Source organism: Acidovorax sp. Leaf73 (assembly GCF_916855635.1).
Classification (GTDB): Bacteria; Pseudomonadota; Gammaproteobacteria; order Burkholderiales; family Burkholderiaceae_C; genus Acidovorax; species Acidovorax facilis.
Genome location: NZ_CAKASI010000004.1, coordinates 477,155 through 494,615 on the forward strand (window position 1 = coordinate 477,155; position 17,461 = coordinate 494,615).

Sequence of the window (17,461 nt, forward strand, 5' to 3'; positions counted from 1 at the left end):
CGCACTCAAAATTTCAATAAAAAGAGGCTCTAGCGCTTACTCAGCAAGCGCATATAGCTATGTTTTGTATAGCAATTCGGAAATACTGCGCGGCGGCAGAGCGGTAACGCACCTGGCACCACCGATGCAGCAGAGGCCTGGCAGGCGCGCGCCCCCGCTGCAAAAGTGTTTGCACGCTCATGGCGCGGGCCAGCGCGATGTGCTGCGGCGCCGCACCTGCCACCAGCCCGTGCCTCCCACCAGGCAGGCCATTAGCAGCAGGCCCCATTCGCCCAGCGTGGGCACTGCCGTCACGCTGCCAACAGGGGCGAGCGCAATGTCCATGGTGAATGCCTGCGCACCGTTGGGCAGAATTCCGTTGGCGGCCGCGAGGGTGACGTTGTAGCTGCCAGCTGCAGACGGCGTGCCGGTGATGGCGCCTGTGCTGGGATTGATGGTCAGCCCGGGCGGTAGCGTGCCAGCGTCGGAGAAAGTGAATACCGTCGTGCCCGTGGCGGTGACGATGAAGTTGTAGGGTGCGCCTGCCGTGCCGCCGGGCGGTGGGGCGCTGGTGATGACCGGGGCGATAAGGGACTGCCCAGCGTTGATGCCGATGCCCGAAACGCTAAAGGTGTAACTGACACCATTGACCTGAATCGCGGCACCGTCGGTTTGCGACCCTGTCGCAATGGGACTGAAGGAAAAGTTGCGCAGCGTGCAAGTCGATCCCGCCGCCAAGCTCGCGCCACAGTCGCCCTGAAAAGTGTTGAACGGCGCAGCGCCTGTACCGCCTCCGCTTAGGTTCAGTGAAATAGCCGCACCCGTAGGGTTGGTCACGGTTATGGCTCGCGGCGGACTGACCGCGCCGACCAGAACCGGGCCGAAATCCAGATTGGCAGGACCTACCGTAACGCCAGATACGCCACGACCCGAAACGCCAAAGGTGTAACTGACACCATTGACCTGAATCGCGGCACCGTCGGTTTGCGACCCTGTCGCAATGGGACTGAAGGAAAAGTTGCGCAGCGTGCAAGTCGATCCCGCCGCCAAGCTCGCGCCACAGTCGCCCTGAAAAGTGTTGAACGGCGCAGCGCCTGTACCGCCTCCGCTCAGGTTCAGTGCAATAGCCGCGCCAGTGGGGTTGGTGACGGTGACGGCTTGCGGCACGCTAGTGGACCCGATAGGAACATCACCAAAATCAAATGCCGAAGGAGTGACCAGCAGTGACCCCGGGGGGATAGATGCAACCCCCGTGCCTTGAAGGGAGATCGGCGTTGCTTGGCCATTGACGACAAATTCGGTTCCCGCAGGGGTAGCTCTTGCTCCAAGGGTCGTAGGGAGAAAGGTGTAGGTGTAGGTACAACTGGCGCCCGAGGCCAGGGTGATGCCAGGGCAGTTGCCGCTGTAGGCAAAAGGCGCCATTGCCCCAGCGCTGCTGCTTGCAATAGTGACGGGGGCAGAGGTGATGTTGGTCACCGTCAACACTTGGCCGGGACTGGTCGTGTTCATAATCACGTCACCAAAATTAAAGCTGGTGGGTGTGACCCGTAAACCCTGCACACCAGTGCCGACGAAGCTCATCGGCACCTTCACGCCATTGATCGTGATGCCCTCTTCGGAGCTCACCTGTGGACCGAGTGCCGTCGGCGTAAACGTGTACGTGCTGGAGCAACTCGTACCGGCCGCGAGCGTGACGCCACTGCAACCTGTACCGGAACCCCAAGGAGCACTAACTCCACTGCCCACACTCAGCGGCCCGATCGGCGCGGAGGTGGTGTTGGTTACCGTGACCTGCTGACTGGCGCTGGTGGCGCCCAGCGCCACACTTCCAAAGTTCAGCGATGTGGGCGATACCAGCAGGCCGCCCACCATGTCGGCACAGGCAGCGCCTGACAGCAGCAGTGCAGCTAAGCCCGCAGCCCACCGGGGCCAGGGCGTGCGCGGGGGGCGTTTAGAACGGGGTTGTGACTGCATAGATGTCCTCTTGTGTGGATAGATAAGGCGGCAGGTGGCAGGGTTGATGCCAAAAATGGCCTTGGCGCATATCTAACAAGCGCAAGTAGCTATCTCTTGATGAGCAAATGGAGCCCACCGCGCCGGGTGGTGCATGGCCACCCCCACGCAGCCCGCAGCGCAGGCGTGGTGGTAGGCCGGGGCGAGGGAAACATCGGTTCTTTTCATGGCGTGGTCTGCGGGGGTTGGCTTTTGAGGCGCGATATCTCATCGAGCGCATGAAAACCTCAATGGAAGGGGGGTTGGGCTGAAAAGAAGTTTATGGAGCCCCCCTGCGCAGCGCCCCACCCCCAGGGGTTGGGAAACGACACTTTCGATGTGCTACGTTGGGGCACGCGCATTGCGTTGAAGCGATGCAGCAAACAAACACACCACTTCATGTCCCTCACCCGAATTCAGCAGCAGGCCATTGCGCGCTTACAGCAGATGGCTGGCCTTGACTTCAACGGGCCCCAGCTCATCGAGCCCGTTTTGCATGAGTTGCATCACCTCATTGGCTTTGACTCGGGTTGCTATTTCTATCCAGGCGGCGACGTTGGGCTGGATGCGTATGTCGAGCCGTCGATCACGAGGGACACCATGCACACCTACTTCGAGCCACAGGTAATAGCCAGCGAACGCAAGGTGATTCGCCGCAGCGCTCACCACTTTGCCGAGGCGGTGCGCTTTGACCATGGGCCGCAAGTGCTGGAGCAACTTCTGGCGGTGCCCATCAGCGAGCTGTTGCGCAGCGATTTCTACAACTTGGCGTTGCGGCCCGCCGAGGTGTTTGACTGCCTGAGCCTCGTGTTGCGCACGCCGCAGGGTGCTGGCTTGGGTGCGCTCAAGCTGTATCGCAGCGCCGCCTCGTCACGCTTCAACGTGGACGACGTGGCGATGTTTGGACGGATGGAGCCGTGGCTGGCGCGGATTCTGCAACCGGGCGAGCTGGACGCGCAGGACAGCGTGGTACACGACAGTGCCATGCTGGTAGTCACGCCCCAAGGAAGACTGGTATGGACGTCCCAACAATCGGATCTGCTGATGGCGTTGGCCTTTGGGCCGAGCTGGCATCGCCGCTCTGAGCTGCCGCCAAAGTTGGACATGCTGCTGCAGCGCCTGCAATTTTCGGGCCGCAGCGGTGACAGCCGCAGTGGCCCCGCGCCTGCGTTGCCCCAGCTGGACCTGCATAACGCCAGCGGCTGGTTCAGCCTGCGCGCCACGCAGATGGCCGCCGCAGCGGGCGAAGGCCAGGCAGTGGGCATTCAGATCACCCACCGGGTGCCGCGCGTGGCGCACCTGCTGCCCGCACTGCGCGCGCTGGGGCTGCCGCAGCGCCAGCACGAGCTGGCCTATTGGCTGGCGCGGGGCCTGCCCGAAGCGCAGATTGCCGAACGCATGGGGATCAGTGCCAACACCGCCACCTACCACCGCCGCCAGATTTACACACGGCTGGGGGTGCAAAACCGGCTGGAGCTGCAAGCCCGTCTGCTGGCACCCAGTTGACAAGTCTCCGGTGGGGCGAGGGTAAGAGCCCGTTCAAAAGGGGCTTCATGAAGAAGCACCCGGGCTTCGCTCCCTTAGGCTTTTTTTTCAGCCCTACCAGGGCAGGTCCAGCCAAGCCAGCGCCACTACGGCAACGGCACAACCCGCACCGCTGGTGTGTAGGGCTCCACGCGCAGGCTGTCGTGCGCCAGCACGCTGATCTTGGCGCGGGGGGCCATTTCCAGTGCGCCGTCGGCTGCCTTGCGTGTGGCGTATTGCCAGAAGGTGAGCGCGCCTTTGGCGGCCAGGGCCTGGCCAATGGCGGCGGCTTCGGGGCGCGGGGCACCGGCCTCGTCCGGCGGCACGGCAACGATGACATCGTCCTTGACCGTAACGATCTTGAACAGCAGCGGCTTGGTGGTGTCGGCCACGGCAGTGACAGAGGCGAAGACGGTAGCAAGGGAGACTGCTGCCAGGGTTACGGCTGCGCCGAAGCGGCGCAAGGAGGTGGTTTTCATGCGTTGTTGCTCCTGTATCGATGGGGGCCAGCGCCCCGGCACCGGGTGCTGACAAAAGCATCATGCCCCGGGGCGTGCAACCAGACAAGGATCGGTCACCCGGGCAAGCAAACCGCCCACCGCTGCAACGCTACGCCCCTGCGGCCCCCGCCCGCATGGTGGTGCCCACGTGGGCATACAAGGCACCCCATGCCTCGCGCGTGGCGGTGGTGAAGGCGCCGCCAAGGGCTTCGTCCAGTGTGTCGAGCAGCGCCGCACCCACCGTGTCGTAGTGCGCGGCCTCGACGCCATAGCCCGCGTGCCGTTTGCCAAGTGCGCGCAGTGCGGCGTCCAGCTGCTCGGGTTGGCCGAGCATGCGCACGGCGCTGCCGATCATGTCCAGCAGCTTGCGCGCCTGTTCGTTCATGTCGGACGAGGCGAACAGCCCGCTGATAGCGGGATCGCGGGCGAACAGCTTGGCGTAGAACAGCGCACCCGCCTTCGCGGCGACAGGAGCAACCTGCGCAAAGCTCTGGCGAACCAGATGGATTTGTTCGGGGGAGATCAAAGGCTTCCTCAGCAATGCGGCCGTTGGCCAGTGGCAGGTAGAACACTGGAAAGAAGTCTATGAAGTTCCCCCGCGCTGCGCCCCACCCCCAGGGGTTGCATGACGACAGGCCCTATGCGCTATGTGCGATTGGCGATGTAGCGGGCGTGACGGCTTCATGCGCCGGGCCTCGCGCAGGGCGCGCTTGTGCAGGTGCACCGGCTCGCGCGCAGGGTGGTCAGCGACAAATCCCTGGCCGACCACGGCGGTTGCACTGCCGCGCTACTCCTAGTGTGGTGTTGCACACTAGCGCTGGCGGTCCGATGCGTAGACCGCCGCCTGCACGCGCGAACTCAGGCCCAGCTTGCGCAGGATGTGCTGCACATGGATCTTGACCGTGGTCTCGGCGATGTCGAGTGCGCGCGCGATTTCCTTGTTGCTGGCACCGCGCGCGATCTCGCGCAGCACGTCTTCCTCACGCGGGGACAGGGGCGCGGCGCCGTTGTTGGCAGCCTCGGGCAGCTGCGTGGACGCACCCGCCCCGGCAGGCCCGGCTGGGGCGATGAGCGCTGCCGCTTCAGCCACCCCTTGCGACTGGAACGCGGCCACCAGTTTGCCCATGAGTTCGGGGCTCACCACGGGCTCGCCCCGGGCCGCGCGGCGGATGGCCTGGGCCAGCAGATCGCCGTCGATGGTCTTGAGCAGGTAGCCCTGCGCGCCGTTGCGCAGTGCGGCGGCCAGGTCCTGCCCGTCTTCGCTGACGGTGAGCATGAGCACGCGCGAGGCGGGCGAGACTTCGCGCAGGCCCCGGATGGCGTCCACGCCCATCACGCCGGGCAGGTGGTTGTCCAGCAGGATCACCTGGGGCAACAGCTGCGGCGCCAGGCGCAGGGCCTCGGCGGCATCGCCCGCCTCGCCCACCACGAGCAGGCCCGCGTCCTGCCCCAACAGTGCAATCAGCCCCCGGCGGAAGAGCGTGTGGTCGTCCACCACCAGCAGCGTCACAGGCGGCTCTGCGGGGGGTTGGGGGCCCGCACCGGCGGGGGGGGCCAAGGGGATGGCGGTGGTGATGGTCATGCGGTGGTGGCCACCCGGCCTGCGGCCACGGCGGGTGTGAGTTCTTCGCCAGAAGCCGCGCCTTGGGGGGCTATGGCCGCTGCGGACGGAGGTGCAGACTGGGAGGGCATGGTGGTGGCAGCAGTCACCGTGGGCAGCTCGATGCACACGCGCGTGCCCTGGCCCGGGGTGGATTCAACCTGCAGCACGGCACCCACGCGGTGGGCGCGCTCGCGCATGATGCCCAGGCCCACATGCAGCGAATCGGGCGGCACGGTGGCCACGTCGAATCCCTTGCCGTTGTCCTGCACCTCAAAGCGCCAGCGTGGGTGCCGGTGCACGAGCAGGTCCACCCGCGTGGCGCCCGAATGCTTGCGCACGTTCGACAGCGCTTCCTGCACCATGTGCAGCACCTGGATCTGCAAATCGGGCGCCAGCGGCAGGCCATGGCCCACCATGCCCAGTGTGGTGGCCATGCCGGTCTGGTGCTCGAACTTGGACAACGTGGCGCGCAGGGCCGATTCAATATCCTCGTCGTTGGTGCGGGTGCGAAAGTGCACGAGCAGCTCGCGCACGTCGGAATAACACTCGCGCACGCCGACATCCAGCTCGCTGATGCTGCGGTCGCGTTTGGCCTCGTCGCCACGGTTCACGGCGTCGCGCAGCAGCTGCGTCTGGATCTTGAGGAAGGCCAGCGACTGGGCGATGGAGTCGTGCAGCTCGCGCGCCAGCATGCTGCGCTCTTCGGCCACCGCGGCTTCGCGCTCCAGGGCTGTGGCGCGCAGGCCTTCCATGGCGCTGGCCAGGTGGCGCGTCATGGCTTCTAACAAATCGCGCAGTTCGTCGGTCAGCTCAATGGGCGAGCGGAAGAACAGGTCCACCTCACCCAGCAAGCGCTGCTGCATCTGCACCGGGATGGTCACCATGGTTTCAAAACCCGCCTCGCGGCAATGTGGCAAGGCGACGGTGGTTGATGGCGTGATGGGAATCACCCGCGTGTGCGCCTGGGCCTGGGGCTGGCCGCACAGGCAGGTGCCGGTGTGCAGGCAGTGCTCGCCCTCGGCCATGGTGCGGGGCAGGCCGTCACCGGCCAGCAGCACATAACGTTCATTGGCCTCGTTGGACCAGCGCACCGCCGCCGCATCGGCCCCAGCCACGCGCCGGATCTGCTGCACAAAGCCCTGGGCCAGCAGCTCCAGGCTGCTGGCGGTGGAAGCCAGCGCGCTCACCTCATACAACGCGGCGAGGCGCTGGTTCTGCACGGCGATGCTGGCGGTTTTCTCCACCACCTTGTGTTCCAGGTCGTCGTGCGATGCCTGCAATGCGTGCGCCATGAGGTTGAAGCCCGCCGACAGCTGGCCGAATTCGTCATCCGTATCCACCGGCAGGCGGGTGCCGAGTTCGCCCTGGCGCAGCCGGGCCTGGGCCTGCTGCAGGCGCGCCACGGGGTTGATGACCAGCAGATAGCTTGCGGCCATGAAGGTCACGGCGGCAACAATGGCCAGCGCCATCATGAACAGCTGGAACAGGTGCAGCGCTGCCGTCCAGCCTGCAATCTGGATCTCGATGGCATCCACAAAACCATCGACCTGCTGCACAAACGCATCGGCTTGCGCCAAGGTCTGCGCGCGATCGGGGGGCAACGTGGTCACCCAGCCGCTGTGCGCCTGGGCCCACTGGGTGCGTATGGCCTCGAAGCGCGAGCGGGTCTCGTCGCTCCAGGGCACAAACAGCGGGCGTGAGGGGTCGCCCGTGCGCAGCAGGTCCAGGCTGGCATCGAACAGGCGGGCACGCTCCTGCACCGCCTCGGCGGGCTCGGTCTGCAGCACCAGCACCATGCGCAGCATGTTCATGCGCAGGCGGCCGGCCTCGTTGACAGCGGCGGCGCCGCCTTCGAGCTTCCAGGTTACCCACAGCGTGAGGCTGATGGAGGCCAGCGCCACCAGCAAAAAACCCGCGCCCATGGCCAGGAGCTTGGTGGACAGGGTGGGCTTGGTGCGCATGCAGGGCAGTGTAGGCACCGAGCTTGCGCCGACTCTTGACCTGGGTCAAGTCTCACCCGCGTAGCATGGCGCCATGCAACGATCATCCGACACCCACCTCTGTGCCCGTCTGCTGCTGGCCGGAGCCCTGATAGCCACGGGAGCACTGGCAGGCTGTGCCAGCACGGGCACCACGCCCCCCAGCACCCCACTCGCTGCGTGGCCCGACCGCCTGCAGGCCCTGCTCCCCACCGATGTGCTGTTGCTCGGCGAACAGCACGATGCGCCCGACCACCAGCGCCTGCAGCGCGAGACCGTGTTGTGGCTGGCCGCAAAAGGCCAGTTGGCGGCCGTGGTGATGGAGATGGCCGAGAGCGGCCACAGCACGCAGGCCCTGCCGCGCGACGCCACCGACGCCCAGGCCCAGGCCGCCTTGCAATGGAACGACGCCGCCTGGCCGTGGAAAGCCTATGGCCCCGTGGTGATGGCCGCCGTGGCTGCTGGCGTGCCGGTGCTGGGTGGCAACCTGCCGCGCGCCCAGATGCGCGCCACGATGGGCGAGGCCCGCTGGGACCAGCACCTGCCCGCCCCCGCACTGGCACAGCAACACCAGGCGCTGCGCGAGGGCCACTGCGGCCTGCTGCCGGAATCGCAAATTGCCCCCATGGCCCGCATCCAGATCGCCCGCGACGCGAGCATGGCGCGCACCGCCCAGCAGGCCCTGCGCCCCGGGCAGACGGTGCTGCTGGTGGCTGGGGGCGGCCATGTGCTGCGCAGCCTGGGAGTGCCCACCCACTGGCCAGCCAGTTTGGTGTCAAAAGTGGCCCTGGCGCAATCTGGGAAAGCGCCAACAGCTATCAAAAATGAAGCAAACAAACCAAGCGATGCGGATGCGGTGATTGAAACCCCTGCCCTGCCACCCCGCGATGCCTGTGCAGAGCTGCGCGAGAAGTGGCGCCCGGCGCGCCCAGCACCGTGACCTACGGTGCCACAGTCACGGGCTGAGCCCGCAGCAGCGCTGCGAAGTCATCGGCGGGCACGGGCCGGCTGCACAGATAGCCCTGGTACGCATCACAGCCCCGCTCTCGCAAGAAGGCCAACTGGCCGTCGGTCTCCACCCCTTCGGCCAGCACCGACAGCCCCATGCTGTGCCCCATGGCAATGATGGCGGCGCTGATGGCCATGTCGTCCTCGCTTTGCGGAATGTCGCGGATGAAGCCCTGGTCGATCTTGAGCACATCAATCGGAAAGCGCTTGAGCTGCGCGAGCGACGAATACCCTGTGCCAAAGTCATCCACCGCAATGCGCAGGCCCAGCGCGCGCAGGCGCATCAGCACCTGGCGCGCCTCTTCGGTGCGCTCGGCCAGGGCGGTTTCGGTGATCTCCAGCTCCAGCAGCTCGGGCGGGAAGCCCGAATCGGCCAGCGCGCCCGACGCGCAACCGGCCAGGTCCGTCAGGTGGAACTGGCGCGGCGACACGTTCACGGCGAGCGTGAGGTCGGGCAGGCCTGCCTGGCGCCAGGCCTGGCCCTGGCGGCAAACCTCGCGCAGCACCCATTCGCCCAGCGGGCCAATGACGCCCGAGGTTTCGGCCACGGGGATAAAGCGCGCGGGCGAGATCAGGCCCTCCACCGGGTCGTTCCAGCGCACCAGCGCCTCGGCGCCCTGGATGTGGCCGGTGGCAATGTCCACCTGCGGCTGGTAATACATCTGCAGGTGGCCCTGCGCCAGCGCCAGGCGCAGGCGCGACTCCAGCGCCAGCCGCTCGCGCGCAGCCTGGGTCATCGCCTCGTGGAAGAAACACCACGCCCCCCGGCCACGCGCCTTGGCGCCATAGACCGCCGCATGGGCGCCCTGCAGCAGAAGCTCGGTGGTGTTCGCGTGCTCAGGGAACATGCAGATGCCCACGCTCACACCCGCCACCACTTCAAAGCCATCGGGCGAACGCCAGGGCTCGGCCACGGCCGTGATCAGGTGCCGCGCCACGGCAGCGGCGCCGTCGGCATGGCGCAGGTGGCGCGCCACCACGGCCAGCTCGTCGCCCGCCAGCCGCCCCATCACGTCGCCCGGCCGCAAGGCTGACTGCACCTGCCGCGCGATGTGCTTGAGCACCTCGTCACCGGTGGCATGGCCGTAGCTGTCGTTCACGTCCTTGAAACGGTCGAGGTTAAGCAGCAGCACAGCAATGTGCTCGCCACTGGCTCGCGCCTCCAGCACGGCCTGCTCCAGCTGGTGGCCGAACCACGCGCGGTTGGAAAGCCCCGTGAGCGCATCGTTGTGCGCCAGGAACTCCAGCCGCTGCTGCTGCACCTTTTCTTCAGAAATGTCGGTGAACATGCACACGTAGTGCGTGATCTGCCCGGCAGGGTCGCGCACGGCCGACAGGGACATGTGCTCCGGAAACACCTCGCCGTTCTTGCGGCGGTTCCAGATCTCGCCTTGCCAATGGCCCGTCTGGCGCAATGTGCCCCACATGGCCTCGTAAAACGCCTTGTCATGCCGCCCCGACTTGAAGACGCGCGGCGTCTGGCCCAGCAGTTCTTCCTCGGTATAGCCCAGCAGGCGGGTGACGGCGGCGTTGGCCGACAGGATGCGGCTTTGCGCATCGGTCACCACCACGCCCTCCATGGTGTTGTCCACCACCGTGGCGGCCAGCCGCTGGCGGGCCTCGCTGTTCTTGAGTGCGGCGCGGGCGGCCTTGATCTCGTCCAGGTCCTGCAGAACGCAGACCATATGGGCGGGCTCGGCATCCGCCTCGGGGACCAGCGCTACCGTGCACAGCACGGCCACCTTGCGCCCATCGCCCGGACGCAGGCATTCGTGTTCACCCACATAGTGGTCGATCTCGCCCGCCAGCAGGCGCGACAACTGGGCAGCCACCCGGTCACGGTCGGGCGCCATCAGCACATCGCGAACATTCAGGCTGCATACCCGCTCCAGCGGCGCGCCGAGCAGATCACACAGGCGGGTGTTGGCCCACAGGAACCGCCCGTCTGGCGCCGCGCGCGCGATACCTGCCGGCACGTGGCGCACGATCTGCGACAGCTCCCTGGCCATGGCCAGGCGCACCTTTTCGGCGTGGCGCATGCTGCGCAGCAGGCACCAGGCCAGCCCACTGGTCAGCAGCACGTAGCCCCAGCCCTTCCAGGTCTGAAAGCGCGTGAGCAGCACCGGGTCGCTCACCCACCGGGCCAACAGCGCGTCGCCCACGAACACCCAGGCCACCCCCAGCACCAGGTACAGCAGCATTCCCCGCCAGGGGACAATACGCGACGCATCGCCCGGATTGGTCATTGATTTCCCTGTTCGACAAGCGCTCAGGCCATGCTGCGACAATCGCACCGCTATGACCAACGCCTACATCCTTACCCTGTCCTGCCCCGACCGCCTGGGGCTGGTGCATGCCGTTTCGGGCTTTTTGCTGGAGCACAGCGGCAACATCGAAGAAGCCGCGCAGTACAACGACCACGCCACCGGCCTGTTCTTCATGCGCGTTCAGTTTGCCTGCGACCAGCACGATCACGCAACGCTCAAGGCCCGCCTGGCCACGTTTGCAGAACCCTACAACATGCATTGGCGCCTGCACGCAACAGCTGCACCCATGAAAACCGTGCTCATGGTCAGCAAGGAGGGCCACTGCCTCAACGACCTGCTGTTCCGCTGGAAGAGTGGCCTGCTGCCCATCGACATCCGCGCCATCATCAGCAACCACCGCGACTTCTACCAGCTGGCGGCCAGCTACAACGTGCCGTTCCACCATATCCCGCTGACGGGCAGCACCAAAGCCCAGGCCGAAGCCAAGCAGCTTGAGATTATCGAGGGCGAAGGGGCCGAGTTGGTGGTATTGGCCCGTTACATGCAGATACTTTCTCTTGACCTATGTCAAAAGTTGGCCGGTCGGGCGATCAACATCCACCACAGCTTCCTGCCCAGCTTCAAGGGCGCCAAGCCTTATTACCAGGCCCATGACCGGGGCGTGAAGCTGATTGGCGCCACCGCCCACTATGTGACGGCCGACTTGGACGAAGGCCCGATCATCGAGCAGGACGTGGCCCGCGCCGACCACACCGACACCGTGGAAGACCTCACGGCCCGGGGCCGCGACACCGAAAGCCAGGTGCTGGCCCGCGCCGTGAAGTGGCACAGCGAGCACCGCGTGCTGCTCAACGGCCACAAGACCGTCGTCTTCCGCTAACCCGCCAACCCGTTCTGCCCAATGGCCACGGCAGCCCCGTCCTCATCCTTCCTCAGCAGCGCAGCCCGGCGCATTCCGCCCATCCAGTGCCTGCTGACCTTTGAGGCCCTGGCCCGCCTGCGCAGCGTGACGCAGACGGCCGACGAGCTGTGCGTCACGCCCAGCGCCGTGAGCCACCGGGTCAAGCAGCTGGAGCAGATCCTGGGCGTGCGGCTGTTTGGCCGGGCCGATTTTTCGCTGACCACCGAGGGCAGCGCCTACCTGGCCCATGTGCGCGAGGGGCTGGGCGCGCTACAGCGCTTTCCGGGCCAGGCGGCCGCGCCCGGGCGCCGGCGGCTCAAGCTGGCCGTGACGCCCACATTCGCGCGCACCATCCTCATCCCCCGCCTGCGCCAGTTCACCGAGGCCTACCCCGAGATCGACCTGGCGCTGCAGGTCTCCATCCCGCTGCTGGACGTGGTGGCCGAAGACGCCGACCTGATGGTGCGCTTCGGCCCCGGCCACTATGCCGATGTGGAGCACGTAGAACTGGCCCGCGACGTGGTCACGCCCCTGGCCTCGCCCGCCTTCGTGCGCGAACACGGCCCCTTTGACCGCCCCGAGGACCTGGAGGGCGTGCCCCTGCTGCGCAGCCCGCTGGAGCCCTGGCGCACCTGGTTTGCTGCCACGGGCCTCGACTGGGCCGAGCCCAGCGAGGGCTCGCAGTTCAACGACATCGGCCTGATGTGCGACGGCGCCGCTGCCGGCATGGGCGTAGCGCTGGTGCGCCTGAAGCTGGGCGCACCGTGGCTGGAGAACGGCACGCTGGTGCGCCTGTTTGACACCGACACCGCCAGCCCGCACGCGCACTACCTGTGCTGGCGCACCGGCACGATGGACCGGTGGGAGTGTGCGGCGTTTGCCGAGTGGCTGCGCAAAACCATGGCGTAGTCGAGGCATCCCCCTGAATCGCCTTTGGCGCCTTCCCCCTTCTCTCGGCTGCGCCGGAAGGGGGACGCCGCCCTCGCTGCGGGGCGGCCCTTGCTCGGCGGCCCTCGCCCGAGCCATGCCCTCCTCCACCAAGTTCAGGCAAAAATCAGCCCCAGCGCTTGTCCATCAAACGTTAGAAGCTATCAATTAGTGAGCGACTCGGTGTTTTTCACAAACACCTGCAGAAAACCTCACACCCCGCCCGTCCCCATCCCCTACAGTGGCGGCCATGATCACCGCCACTTCTTCCGCCCCGCTCCCGACACCCGCCGAACGCGCCGCGCGCCAGGCCGAGGTTGTCCAGGCCCTGGGCCGCGTGCTGCCCGCCCACGCACTGCTCTGGCACAACGAGGACACCACTCCGTACGAATGCGACGGCCTCACCGCCTACCGCCAGCGCCCGCTGGTGGTGTGCCTGCCCGAAACGTATGACGAGGTGCAGGCCGTGCTGCAGGTCTGCCACCGGCTGCAGGTGCCCGTGGTGGCGCGCGGCGCAGGCACGGGCTTGTCGGGCGGCGCCATGCCCCACGCCCTGGGCGTGACGATGTCGCTGGCCAAGTTCAACCGCATCCTCGACATCAACCCCGAAAGCCGCACGGCCGTGGTCCAGTGCGGCGTGCGCAACCTGGCCATCAGCGAGGCGGCCGCGCCCTACGGCCTGTACTACGCACCCGACCCCAGCAGCCAGATCGCCTGCACCATCGGCGGCAACGTGGCCGAGAACTCGGGCGGTGTGCACTGCCTCAAATACGGCCTCACCGTGCACAACGTGCTCAAGGTGAAAGGCTTCACAGTGGAAGGCGAGCCCGTCGAATTTGGCAGCGAGGCGCTGGACGCCCCCGGCTACGACCTGCTGGCCGCCGTGATCGGCAGCGAAGGCATGCTGGCCGTGACCACCGAAGTGACGGTCAAGCTCATCCCAAAGCCCCAGCTGGCGCGCTGCATCATGGCCAGCTTTGACGACGTGCGCAAGGCGGGCGACGCGGTGGCTGCGGTGATCGCGGCGGGCATCATCCCCGCCGGGCTGGAGATGATGGACAAGCCCATGACCGCCGCCGTCGAAGACTTTGTGCACGCGGGCTACGACCTGACCGCAGAAGCCATCCTGCTGTGCGAAAGCGACGGCACGCCCGAAGAGGTGGAAGAAGAAATCGGCCGCATGAGCGAGGTGCTGCGCGCTGCGGGCGCCACCGCCATCAGCGTGAGCCGCGACGAGGCCGAACGCCTGCGCTTCTGGAGCGGTCGCAAGAACGCCTTCCCCGCCAGCGGCCGCATCAGCCCCGATTACATGTGCATGGACTCGACCATCCCGCGCAAGCGCCTGGCCGACATCCTGCTGGCCATCCAGGAGATGGAAAAGAAATACCAGCTGCGCTGTGCCAACGTGTTCCACGCGGGCGACGGCAACCTGCATCCGCTGATCCTGTTCGATGCGAACGACGCCGACCAGCTGCACCGCTGCGAACTGTTTGGCGCGGAGATTCTGGAAACCAGCGTGGCCATGGGCGGCACCGTGACGGGTGAGCATGGCGTGGGTGTGGAGAAACTCAACAGCATGTGCGTGCAGTTTTCTGCGGAGGAGAACGCGCAGATGTTCGGCCTCAAGCATGCGTTCGACCCGGCGGGGTTGCTGAACCCGGGGAAGGTGATTCCCACGCTGAACCGGTGTGCGGAGTACGGGAAGATGTTGGTGCGCGGGGGGCAGATCAAGCATCCGGATTTGCCGAGGTTTTGAAGGAAGCCATTCCTCGGCGACACCCATTAGGCCCAAAATGCTACAGAGAGCATCGCTCCCAGAAACGTCGAGCGGCGCACCTTCTTTGCTTGCCCAGACTCCACCTCCTCCCAGATTCTGCGGGATAAATTACTCTAGCCCTTATGTCGCACCGTAGCCTTTCGAGTCGAGAAGCCGAAGACGAGTTCGAGTTCGTCGAAAGCGACGAAGAGCTTGAGGCATATCTCGAAGAAGTAGCTCCACAGATCGGTTGGATCGTCGTTTACTTCAATTCTCTCGAAGATCACATTGGGGATTTCATTCGGCAGTTAATCCTCCGAGATCCGTATCAAGACGAGCGGTTAGAGGTGTTCTTGACAGAGATGATGTACGCAGCGAAAGCGCGAGCACTGCTCAACTTGTACGGACAGATCTTGGGAGCAACGGAGAAGCCGAATGAACTAAGAGATCTAGGAAAGCTACTCACCGAGTGTGCAGCGCGTCGAAATGAGTATGCCCATGCGGACTGGATAGACGTGCGAAAGATGGGATATGTGCGGGTGAAATCACAGGCGGGGAGAGCGGGCGTCATTCATCGCTACAAAAAGGTTGACCTCATTCAACTGAAGGAAGATGTCGCTTTCATCCGTGCCGCTAGGCATACGCTGGTCGACTTCGATGATGCCGTCCAGTCCATTCTTTGGAGGCGCGGCGATGAGGGCTAGCTCATCGTTGAACTAAAGCCTCGGTGTCCGCGCGCTGCGCGATCTCCCCGCTCACACCAACGGCTACCTTCACATAGGTGACCGTTTCGGCTGTTGCATCGGCAGAATCTGTCAGAGTGGCCCAGCAATACCATCGACAATCCGCACCCTATCCTTCTTCCAAATCCATGCCCAGCGAAACCGCCACTACCCTTCTCCAATCCGGCAACGCCTTAGTCGTCCAGGCACAGGCCGTGGCCACGCAGGACTTTGCCGCAGCGCGGGCGTTGTGGCGGCAGGCGGGGGTGTTGTTTCAACGAGCGCATGACGCCGACCCCGGGCTGCACGCTGCGGCGTTTCGCCTGGGGCAGGCGTGGGTGGCAGAAGCCCATGCGCTGCAGAAAGAAGGATCAGAGGATGCGACGGCCATGTGGCGGCAGGCTGCGCTGCAATGCGAGGTGGCCTTTGCTCTCGACCCACACCATGCGGTGACGGCCATGCATATCGCCAGTTGCTACGCCTGGGCGCAGGACGCCGAGGCCAAGCAGGCGTGGGCGCAGATTGCGCAGCACCTGCAGGAAGAACACGCGGCCCACATGGCGGCGGATGAGGCGGCACGCTAGGCCCAGCCCCAGGCCGTCGGAGCGCGGCCGAGCAACGCGATGGCCCGTGTGGCTGTTCGGCTCCCCCACCCCTGCTGGCTGCGCCTGCGGCGGGGCGGTTGCGGGGTGAGCATGCGCGTCGGAGCGCGCATGCCTCGTGAACTGACTCGCCGTGGTTGTCCGAGCGGCGCTGCGCAGCAGCAAAGCGAGTTCCACGGCGCACCCCGCAACCGCCCCGCCGCAGGTTTGCCCCTTCGCACAGCGAAGGGGTCGCAGACTGGGGGTCGCCTTTCTTTTGGGTACTTTTCTTTGGCGAAGCAAAGAACAAGTACCTCGCCCGCCGGGGCGAGTCCCGGCCTCCGCCCTCAACACCAGCATGCTTTTCGAACCAGCATGCCCTGGCTTCGACAGGCTCAGCCCGAACGAGCGGTCAGATGCCCACCACCGCCCTCCAAATCTCCCCCGCGTGCGACACCACAAACAGCACCAGCCCGATCAGCCCGCCCACCACGGTCCCGTTGATGCGGATGTACTGCAGATCCTTCCCAATGTTCAGCTCAATCAGCTGCGTCATCTCCTCGGTATCCCATCGCCGCACGGTGTCCTCAATGTGCTGCGCAATAAACGCCGACACATCCGGCGCCAGCCCCTCCACCCACCGCTCCAGCCGGTCATTGAACGACTGCCGCAGCGCCGCATCCCCCGCCAGCGACTCGCCCAGCCATAACCCCAGCTTGCCCACCTGCCGCGCCAGCACCGAATCGGCATCGGCCAGGTCGCGTTGCAGAGCGCCGCGCAGATCCAGCCACAAGGTCTGCACATAACCTGCCACCGTGGCGTCGGTCTGCAGCCAGGTGCGGATCTCCTCGCCCTTGCGCTCCCATTCCGGGTCGCTGCGCAGGCGCTCGATAAAGCGCTGCACCGCCACATCAAACTGCGCACGCAGTGCGTGCTGCGGGTTGGTTGCCACATCGGCCATCAGGCTCTCGAGCGCGCGGGCCAGCAGGGCCGAGCCCTTGTCGCCCAGCCAGTCGCTGGGCAGCAACTTCTCGGTGCGCGGGTGGTCCTTCTTGAGCCAGGCCACGATGGACTGCGCGACCCAGGTGCGGGTTTGCTCGTTCTGCAACAGTTCGATGAGCTTGGCCAGCACGTCGTCCAGCAGCGCCTGGTGACGGCCATTGTGCGTGAGGGTGTCGAGCACTGCCGCCAGGGCACGCGACATATCCACCTGCCCGATCAAGGCACGCGCGGCCTTGTGGATGAAGCGCTCCACCTGCGCGTCCTGCACCGTCTCCAGCGCAGCCGATGTCAGGCGCGTGGCCTGGTGGCCCAGCAGCGCGGCGTTGCCGGGGGCAGTCAGCCACTGCGCCAGCCGCTCGGCGGGGTCGTGCCGGCGGATCAGAGACACCAGCGAGGACACATCCAGGAACTTGTCGCGCACAAAGGTGGCGAGGTTGCGGCCAATGCGCGCTTGGTTGCGCGCAATGACCGCTGTGTGCGGAATGGGCAGGCCCAGCGGGCGCCGGAACAGCGCCACCACCGCAAACCAGTCCGCCAGCGCACCCACCATGGCGGCCTCGGCCATGGCTTTCACGCAGTTGAGCAGCAGGCCGCGTTCGACCACGCTGGTGGCGATGAACACGGCCGTCACCAGCAGCAACAGTCCCAGCGCCTGCCGTTTGGCACGCCGCAGGGCGACGGTTGCGCTGTCAGTCTCTGGCTTCATCCGGGCAAGCCCGC

General features: G+C 65.9%; 14 protein-coding genes. 7 read left to right on the forward strand and 7 right to left on the reverse strand.

The features are described from left to right. Window positions 1-177: 177 nt before the first annotated feature. A complete protein-coding gene (locus LPA35_RS15445; RefSeq protein ID WP_228897582.1) occupies window positions 178-1,953 on the reverse strand; it encodes an IPTL-CTERM sorting domain-containing protein in 1,776 nt (591 codons plus the stop codon). 417 nt (window positions 1,954-2,370) lie between these two features. Between LPA35_RS15445 and LPA35_RS15450 the strand changes: the two genes are divergently transcribed. Then, the gene (locus LPA35_RS15450) at window positions 2,371-3,477 is read left to right on the forward strand and encodes a helix-turn-helix transcriptional regulator (protein WP_228897583.1); all 1,107 of its coding nucleotides are present in this window, start codon (window positions 2,371-2,373) and stop codon (window positions 3,475-3,477) included. Between the two features lie 125 nt (window positions 3,478-3,602). Here the strand turns inward: LPA35_RS15450 and LPA35_RS15455 are convergent, their stop codons facing one another. From LPA35_RS15455 to LPA35_RS15470, 4 genes are all read right to left on the reverse strand, one after another. Then, window positions 3,603-3,974 carry a hypothetical protein gene (locus LPA35_RS15455; RefSeq protein ID WP_218299041.1) on the reverse strand — a complete coding sequence of 124 codons (372 nt, stop codon included), beginning with the start codon at window positions 3,972-3,974 and terminating at the stop codon, window positions 3,603-3,605. Between the two features lie 130 nt (window positions 3,975-4,104). Further along, on the reverse strand, window positions 4,105-4,521 hold the full coding sequence (locus LPA35_RS15460; protein ID WP_228897584.1) for a globin domain-containing protein: 417 nt from the start codon (window positions 4,519-4,521) through the stop codon (window positions 4,105-4,107). Between the two features lie 285 nt (window positions 4,522-4,806). Beyond that, window positions 4,807-5,577, reverse strand: coding sequence for a response regulator (locus LPA35_RS15465; protein WP_228897585.1), 771 nt, complete (start codon window positions 5,575-5,577; stop codon window positions 4,807-4,809). After that, window positions 5,574-7,559, reverse strand: coding sequence for a type IV pili methyl-accepting chemotaxis transducer N-terminal domain-containing protein (locus LPA35_RS15470; RefSeq protein ID WP_228897586.1), 1,986 nt, complete (start codon window positions 7,557-7,559; stop codon window positions 5,574-5,576). The genes LPA35_RS15465 and LPA35_RS15470 overlap by 4 nt, the downstream gene beginning before the upstream one ends. A gap of 73 nt (window positions 7,560-7,632) precedes the next feature. Between LPA35_RS15470 and LPA35_RS15475 the strand changes: the two genes are divergently transcribed. Continuing rightward, window positions 7,633-8,517, forward strand: a complete 885-nt coding sequence (locus LPA35_RS15475) for a ChaN family lipoprotein (protein ID WP_228897587.1) — start codon at window positions 7,633-7,635, stop codon at window positions 8,515-8,517. Between the two features lies 1 nt (window position 8,518). Here the strand turns inward: LPA35_RS15475 and LPA35_RS15480 are convergent, their stop codons facing one another. Continuing rightward, window positions 8,519-10,831, reverse strand: coding sequence for a bifunctional diguanylate cyclase/phosphodiesterase (locus LPA35_RS15480; protein WP_228897588.1), 2,313 nt, complete (start codon window positions 10,829-10,831; stop codon window positions 8,519-8,521). Between the two features lie 52 nt (window positions 10,832-10,883). On the opposite strand from LPA35_RS15480, the gene purU reads away from it, so the two are divergent. From purU to LPA35_RS15505, 5 genes are all read left to right on the forward strand, one after another. Continuing rightward, window positions 10,884-11,732: a formyltetrahydrofolate deformylase gene (gene purU, locus LPA35_RS15485; protein ID WP_121507789.1), complete on the forward strand. Its 849-nt coding sequence runs from the start codon at window positions 10,884-10,886 to the stop codon at window positions 11,730-11,732. Between the two features lie 21 nt (window positions 11,733-11,753). After that, window positions 11,754-12,662 (forward strand): LysR substrate-binding domain-containing protein, encoded by a 909-nt coding sequence (locus LPA35_RS15490; RefSeq protein ID WP_055398416.1) that lies wholly within the window; start codon window positions 11,754-11,756, stop codon window positions 12,660-12,662. Window positions 12,663-12,930: 268 nt separating this feature from the next. After that, window positions 12,931-14,436, forward strand: a complete 1,506-nt coding sequence (locus LPA35_RS15495; RefSeq protein WP_228897589.1) for an FAD-linked oxidase C-terminal domain-containing protein — start codon at window positions 12,931-12,933, stop codon at window positions 14,434-14,436. A 143-nt stretch (window positions 14,437-14,579) separates the two neighbouring features. After that, the gene (locus tag LPA35_RS15500) at window positions 14,580-15,140 is read left to right on the forward strand and encodes a hypothetical protein (protein ID WP_228897590.1); all 561 of its coding nucleotides are present in this window, start codon (window positions 14,580-14,582) and stop codon (window positions 15,138-15,140) included. 167 nt (window positions 15,141-15,307) lie between these two features. Next, a complete protein-coding gene (locus LPA35_RS15505) occupies window positions 15,308-15,742 on the forward strand; it encodes a hypothetical protein (RefSeq protein ID WP_228897591.1) in 435 nt (144 codons plus the stop codon). A gap of 409 nt (window positions 15,743-16,151) precedes the next feature. Here the strand turns inward: LPA35_RS15505 and LPA35_RS15510 are convergent, their stop codons facing one another. After that, complete coding sequence (locus LPA35_RS15510; protein WP_228897592.1) at window positions 16,152-17,447, reverse strand: DUF445 domain-containing protein; 1,296 nt, start codon at window positions 17,445-17,447, stop codon at window positions 16,152-16,154. Between the last annotated feature and the right edge of the window lie 14 nt (window positions 17,448-17,461).

Coding starts and splice junctions, on each gene's coding strand:
- LPA35_RS15445 (WP_228897582.1), bottom strand. CDS start 1,953: ATGCAGTCACAACCCCGTTCTAAACGCCCCCCGCGCACGCCCTGGCCC.
- LPA35_RS15450 (WP_228897583.1), top strand. CDS start 2,371: ATGTCCCTCACCCGAATTCAGCAGCAGGCCATTGCGCGCTTACAGCAG.
- LPA35_RS15455 (WP_218299041.1), bottom strand. CDS start 3,974: ATGAAAACCACCTCCTTGCGCCGCTTCGGCGCAGCCGTAACCCTGGCA.
- LPA35_RS15465 (WP_228897585.1), bottom strand. CDS start 5,577: ATGACCATCACCACCGCCATCCCCTTGGCCCCCCCCGCCGGTGCGGGC.
- LPA35_RS15470 (WP_228897586.1), bottom strand. CDS start 7,559: ATGCGCACCAAGCCCACCCTGTCCACCAAGCTCCTGGCCATGGGCGCG.
- LPA35_RS15475 (WP_228897587.1), top strand. CDS start 7,633: ATGCAACGATCATCCGACACCCACCTCTGTGCCCGTCTGCTGCTGGCC.
- LPA35_RS15480 (WP_228897588.1), bottom strand. CDS start 10,831: ATGACCAATCCGGGCGATGCGTCGCGTATTGTCCCCTGGCGGGGAATG.
- purU (WP_121507789.1), top strand. CDS start 10,884: ATGACCAACGCCTACATCCTTACCCTGTCCTGCCCCGACCGCCTGGGG.
- LPA35_RS15490 (WP_055398416.1), top strand. CDS start 11,754: ATGGCCACGGCAGCCCCGTCCTCATCCTTCCTCAGCAGCGCAGCCCGG.
- LPA35_RS15495 (WP_228897589.1), top strand. CDS start 12,931: ATGATCACCGCCACTTCTTCCGCCCCGCTCCCGACACCCGCCGAACGC.
- LPA35_RS15500 (WP_228897590.1), top strand. CDS start 14,580: ATGTCGCACCGTAGCCTTTCGAGTCGAGAAGCCGAAGACGAGTTCGAG.
- LPA35_RS15505 (WP_228897591.1), top strand. CDS start 15,308: ATGCCCAGCGAAACCGCCACTACCCTTCTCCAATCCGGCAACGCCTTA.
- LPA35_RS15510 (WP_228897592.1), bottom strand. CDS start 17,447: ATGAAGCCAGAGACTGACAGCGCAACCGTCGCCCTGCGGCGTGCCAAA.